The 5,565-nt window shown below is 38.5% G+C and carries 7 protein-coding genes; 4 read left to right on the top strand and 3 right to left on the bottom strand.

Annotation, left to right across the window (positions count from 1 at the left end; genetic code table 11):
* Together EYW48_RS20270 and EYW48_RS20265 are read left to right on the top strand one after the other, a co-directional pair.
* Window positions 1-239 (top strand): hypothetical protein (locus tag EYW48_RS20270; protein ID WP_277432953.1); only part of this gene is annotated, 239 nt, incomplete at its 5' end.
* A 1,185-nt stretch (window positions 240-1,424) separates the two neighbouring features.
* Window positions 1,425-1,553, top strand: a complete 129-nt coding sequence (locus EYW48_RS20265; RefSeq protein ID WP_277432952.1) for a hypothetical protein — start codon at window positions 1,425-1,427, stop codon at window positions 1,551-1,553.
* 326 nt (window positions 1,554-1,879) lie between these two features.
* On the opposite strand, the gene EYW48_RS20255 is transcribed toward EYW48_RS20265, so the two are convergent.
* The 3 genes from EYW48_RS20255 to EYW48_RS20240 form a co-directional block, all read right to left on the bottom strand.
* Entirely contained in the window at window positions 1,880-2,653 is a 774-nt protein-coding gene (locus EYW48_RS20255; protein ID WP_277432951.1) for an aminoglycoside phosphotransferase family protein, read from the bottom strand.
* Between the two features lie 143 nt (window positions 2,654-2,796).
* Entirely contained in the window at window positions 2,797-3,312 is a 516-nt protein-coding gene (locus tag EYW48_RS20245) for a hypothetical protein (protein ID WP_094146609.1), read from the bottom strand.
* Window positions 3,313-3,314: 2 nt separating this feature from the next.
* Window positions 3,315-4,502, bottom strand: a complete 1,188-nt coding sequence (locus tag EYW48_RS20240; protein WP_161439579.1) for an ATP-binding protein — start codon at window positions 4,500-4,502, stop codon at window positions 3,315-3,317.
* Window positions 4,503-4,774: 272 nt separating this feature from the next.
* Here EYW48_RS20240 and EYW48_RS20235 point away from each other — a divergent pair, with 272 nt between their 5' ends.
* Window positions 4,775-5,059: a type II toxin-antitoxin system RelB/DinJ family antitoxin gene (locus EYW48_RS20235; RefSeq protein ID WP_194575116.1), complete on the top strand. Its 285-nt coding sequence runs from the start codon at window positions 4,775-4,777 to the stop codon at window positions 5,057-5,059.
* The gene (locus tag EYW48_RS20230; protein WP_194575115.1) at window positions 5,056-5,334 is read left to right on the top strand and encodes a type II toxin-antitoxin system RelE/ParE family toxin; all 279 of its coding nucleotides are present in this window, start codon (window positions 5,056-5,058) and stop codon (window positions 5,332-5,334) included. Before EYW48_RS20235 ends, EYW48_RS20230 begins: the two co-directional genes overlap by 4 nt.
* The last annotated feature ends 231 nt before the right edge of the window (window positions 5,335-5,565 follow it).

Raw genomic sequence — 5,565 nt, 5'->3', positions numbered from 1 at the left:
CCTTAAAAACGATCAATCTCAGGTTGTTCAATAATCCATTTCGACCAAGCCAACTTGCCGAAAACATGGAACGAATTCTCAATGAAATCGTAGAATTAACCTTAAAAACTCATCCAACACATAACGCTGCGTTAAGTGGTGAGCAACGCGACCACAATCCTAAACCATTGTGCCTTAAACACAAAACTCAACCTAGAGCCGAAACTCCCAAGCGTTGGGAATCCGTCTTAAACGCCTAGTTAGCTGCTGCACTTTCGCTAGCAAATTACACCAAAATGCCTATTTTTAAACACATTATTGCTTTCAAACGGCAAAGTAAAACGGACAGCTGTAAAATTAAAACTTAATCCACGAAATGTGCTTGGCAAAGAAGAAATGACCGAGAAAATCACCATTTCTGAGTTCGGTAATTTGCAAAGAATTCTGTCGTAAAAACTAACTACAAAGCACACAAAACAAATTTAGGCATTCATGAATTTCGACAACAAAGAAACCGCGCCAACGAACTTAACAAACACAACACTTCCCGTAAGCAGACTTCGTTAAGTTCAAACACTTCCCGAAAAGTGCCACTGGCGAGATAGTTGAGAAGCTGAAATTTGTCCGGTGTGTAGCTAGAAAACCCAAAGCCTTTCCACCCTAAATTCACCGTTTTTCTTAACCCCAGCTAACGCCCAATTAAGTGGTGAACAACGCACTGACCAAGCCGCTGCATTGCACCGTAAAACACTTTACCTAACGCATAGTAAAACTGCCACGCGTTGAGAATCCACTTGAATTGCTTGTTATGTGAATTTTACCGTGAATTCAAAGTAAACCACCGTAGAAATGAAGAGATTTGAATAAGTTACGTACAAAAACGATGCTTACCAAAACCTAAATTTCACAGCGATCTGAGCCAAAGAGAGCCACTTGCAGAATCAACAACAAAGAAAGCGCCCTTTCAGCAACCGCTAAATTTTTTGCGTCACCAGATTTTCAGAGCTGAATGTCAGCAAGTGAATCAGTCAAAAAGACATTTCAATTAAAGCGATTTGAAACTGATGAAACTCAACACAAACCAGACCCAAAACTTAATTGAGGCAACCCAAGAAACTTAAAAACGATCAATCTCAGGTTGTTCAAGAATTCATTTCGACCAAGCCAACTTGCCGAAAACACGGAACAAATTCTCAATGAAATCGTAGATTTAACCCTAAAAACTCATCAAACACATAACGCTGCGTTAAGTGGTGAGCAACGCGACCACAATCCTAAACCATTGTGCCTTAAACACAAAACTCAACCTAGAATCGAAACTCCCAAGCGTTGGGAATCCGTCTTAAACGCCTAGTTAGCTGCTGCACTTTCGCTAGCGAATTACGCCAAAATGCCTAATTTGAAACACATTATTGCTTTCAAATGACAAAGTAAAACGGACAGCTGTGAAATTAAAACCCAATCCACGAAATGCGCCTGGCAAAGAAGAAATGGCCGAGTTAATCACCATTCTTGAGCATGGTAATTTGCAAAGAATTCTATCGAAAAAGCCAACGACAAAGCACACGAAATGAATTTAGGCATTCATGAATTTCAACAACAAAGAAGCCACGCCAATGAACTTAACAAACACAACATTTCCCGTAAGCAGACTTCGTTAAGTTCAACCACTTCCCGAAAAGTGCCACTGGCGAGATAGTTGAGAAGCTGAGATTTGTCCGGTGTGTAGCTAGAAAACCGAAAGCCTTTCCACCCTAAATTCACCGTTTTTCTTAACCCCAGCTAACGCCCTGCTAAGGGGTGAACAACGCAATACCTAAGCCGCTGCATACCACCTTAATCACTAAAATCAACGCATAGTAAAAATGCCACGCGTTGTGAATCCCTCTTGAGCAGTTTGTTAGTTGCACAATGCACACTGAATTTTTTCTTTATTTTCAGTGATATATTCTATGTCATTTAGATAAGCTTGAAGATGACCTTGCTCTATATTTTCAGCAAAGGATTCATTACCATTTTGGGCTTCACTATGCATGAAGGTTACTAAAGCCTGTAATCGCTTAACCATAGCATCGGCTAATTGTTCTCTTTCTGATTCAGTTGCACCGTAACTGTCACAGAACAACTTGACTCTAGCCACCTGCTCTAAAATTGTCCCTAGCTTATCATTGCTGTCCGTTTTGAATGGAGACCAACAATAAACTGAGTATGCTAAATCCCATATTCTTGGTGCAGGGTGCGCTGTGTCGAAGTCAAACACACCGACAACTGTATTTTCTAATAGGGCGACATTGTAAGGGGTAAAGTCACCATGACAAATAACCTCAAATGGCTCTCTTGGCTCTAACATCCATCGGTGTACTTTGACATTAAGTTGCTCCAATAGTGGAACAGTTAAGTCATGTATTTTACGTAGTAATTTACCCGCTGAAATGAGTGCTTCATTTGTTGCGATTGCGCCAACTAACGGATAATTGTAGGTATCACCTGTTACAAAACTTAGGATTTCTTGGTCTTGATTTACACCAAGAAATTTTGGACTTTCATCTACCTTTGCTTGCTCAAGGTGTTTCAAAATTAGATGAATTGTAGAGCTCCATGACTGAAGAGGTCGATAGACGACTTCACCATCTCGATATATTGCAGATTCTCTTCCGCCTGATAATTCTTCCACGATACCTCCCTGTGCAACTAACGCCCTGTTAAGGTGTGAGCAACGCAATACCGATGTTTCCGCATACGACCTTAAACACTAAACGCAACGCATAGCAAAAATGCCAAGCGTTGCGAATCACTCTTAAACAGTTTGTTAAGTTTCTATGTATTGCGTTTTTCCGTTTTATAAAACAAATGATCTTTATCGAGAAAAACTATATAAAAAGTATTCGTACAATATTTTACTTTCTTTCCCGATTTAGTAGTAAATTCGGTATCTTCAAATTCTGACGGGATTACAAATCCCGCTAGGCGTACTTTACCAGCCAACCGAAATCTCCCCCAAGAAACTTCGTGAGGAACGTTCACAGGGTGCTTAAATTCTGATTTTTCTTTAGGAAATCGACCATAAATAGTTAAGCGCCCCTCATTAATCCAATGAGAAAGAGGATAAGTACTATAGTCCTTAAGATTTGATAGCAACTTTTCCAAGGAAGCATCTTTTTTGCCATCTTGATTCCATTCAGCTATGGATTGAGCTCCATCTTGTAACTCGTTTAGATAAGAAAAATTAAATCGCGACCTTGCGGCTAAGTCCGTACTTTCCAAATCGGGAAGTGAAGCATCCGCTACAAATGAGACTTTCTTTTTATTTGTTCTTTTATTCTTTCTCACCATAATTACAGTTCCTTTCCACCTAGAAATATAGGTGGAACCCCTCCAATTTTGCCCTCTTTATAAACAGGACTAATTGGTCTTCCATTTCTTAAGATACTACCTTTTATTTCGTCTAAGCGATAACAATAACTTTCATTATCGTCCTTGTTGACCAGAACACTTCTATAACGACCTAAAGTATCTATAATTTCTGTATTATGGGCTGTAAAAATAAACTGTGCGTGCTTTTTGTTAATATTAAAATCGAGAAACAAGTTAACGATCATAGGCAATACATTCGCATGTAAGTGCACATCAAATTCATCAAATGCCAGAACACCGCCACTATTGAGAACAAAATGATAAACAATCATCTTTTTGTAGAGTTCTTTCGTACCACTAGACTCATCCTTAAATGGCATAAAGAACTCTTTACCTTCATTTTCATGGACAAATAGAGGGAAATATACTTTCTCTCCATCTTCGTTCAGGCGATCTTTAATTACGATATCTTTAATGCCTGAGTCAGCCGATTTTATAATGCCTTTAATGAACTCGAATAATTCTTCAGACTCTTTGTATCTTTTAGTCGTGCCTTCTACACCAAGACTAAAATCATTGTATCCGTTATAGTCTACATTTGATAACAACTTCACAAACTCAAAGTTTAGAATATCAAGCTCATGCATTTTATTATTAAATTTAAACTTATCCACAATAGAAATTATTGACTGATCATCTCTAAGCTTGATATTTTTTAGCTCATCAAAGTCTTTTATACACTCAATAGTTCCATGTTCATTTCTTTCTATAAGAACTACATCTCTTTTTTTGTTTCTAATTATTGTTTCTTTTATTATATTGTTCTTCTTTATCTCTAGTTCATAGATGTATGTAATATCATCGATCAAAAATTCGATATCAAATTCAGTTACATCGTCACTATCGAAAAAACTTTTATAGGGCAGAGAGTCCCCAGTCTTTTTCTCAACACCATAGTATGAAAATTTATCTAGACAAAAAGCAAAAAAAAAGTTGATCACTTTTATCACATTGGTTTTGCCTGAGCCATTGCTACCTTTAATACCAATCACTGTACCTGTAGACAGTCCTTTACTTATGGTTTCAGGTACATTTTTGTCAAATTCAAAGCTAACTTCTGAGTACTCTTTGAAACTATAGAAATTACTGAAGCCAAGTCTTTTAATCATTAGTATTCTCTCATTGCATACGTTGCCCGCAGTATAACTCATACTAATGACATTATCGACCAAATTTGTCACAAATGTAGATTTGGAAACTTAACGCCGTATTAAGTGGTGAGCAACGCCAACCACCCTACCTGAACCTTTTTGACATAAACACTTAAACTGAAGTAAGCCGAAAACGCCAAGCGTTGGGAATCCGTCTTAAATACTTTGTTAGTTGCCCTCGCCCAACTCCAGTGCTAACATTTGTACACACGTCAATTTAGGAGTTACTCATGGACACTAGAATTCAATTTCGTGTTGATGACGAAGTTAAACGCTTAGCTCAGCAAATGGCTGAGAGCCAAGGTCGCACACTTAGCGATGCTTGCCGTGAGCTTACCGAGCAAATGGCTGAGCAACAACGAAAAGCATTATCTCACGACGCTTGGTTAACTGAACAAGTAAACCTAGCATTTGAGAAGTTTGACTCAGGAAAAGCTTCATTTATTGATCATGACTCAGCAAAAGCACGAATGGCTGAACGAAAAGCTAAGATTCGTAGCCGGGGTCAACAATGATTTTATGGGAAGAAGAATCGTTAAATGATCGTGAGAAGATCTTTGAGTTTCTTTATGACTTCAACCCCGACGCGGCAGACAAAACTGACGAAATCATTGAAGCTAAAGTAGATAATTTACTTGAACAACCACTGATGGGTGTTCAACGTGATGGTATTCGAGGACGATTACTAATTATCCCCGAAATCTCAATGATCGTTTCCTACTGGGTTGACGGCTCTGCAATTCGTGTAATGCGAGTCCTACACCAGAAGCAAAAATTCCCTACCGACTGATAGTAGTCGGAGGGCAAACTAACGCCGCATTAAGTGGTGAGCGACGCTAAGCACCTATGCCTCGACAAACCACTTAAAATGCAAAAACTGAATTTACACTAAAACCGCCAAGCGTTGCGAATCCGTCTTAAATGCTTTGTTATGCAAATTCAATAAGATAAACCAGAAGTTACACCAAATTTGATTAAGAAAACAATCAAAATATTGGTTAAGTGAATCAAGAATCAGCCA

The organism is Vibrio sp. 1180_3 (genome assembly GCF_029478545.1).
Classification (GTDB): domain Bacteria; phylum Pseudomonadota; class Gammaproteobacteria; order Enterobacterales; family Vibrionaceae; genus Vibrio; species Vibrio aestuarianus.
Note: the sequence above shows the minus strand (reverse complement) of the source record. Positions and strands in the feature narration are given on the sequence as shown.

What these genes read in the sequence shown, in the direction of transcription:
- EYW48_RS20230 (WP_194575115.1), top strand. Translation starts at nt 5,056, where the DNA reads ATGATTTTATGGGAAGAAGAATCGTTAAATGATCGTGAGAAGATCTTT.
- EYW48_RS20245 (WP_094146609.1), bottom strand. Translation starts at nt 3,312, where the DNA reads ATGGTGAGAAAGAATAAAAGAACAAATAAAAAGAAAGTCTCATTTGTA.
- EYW48_RS20235 (WP_194575116.1), top strand. Translation starts at nt 4,775, where the DNA reads ATGGACACTAGAATTCAATTTCGTGTTGATGACGAAGTTAAACGCTTA.
- EYW48_RS20240 (WP_161439579.1), bottom strand. Translation starts at nt 4,502, where the DNA reads ATGATTAAAAGACTTGGCTTCAGTAATTTCTATAGTTTCAAAGAGTAC.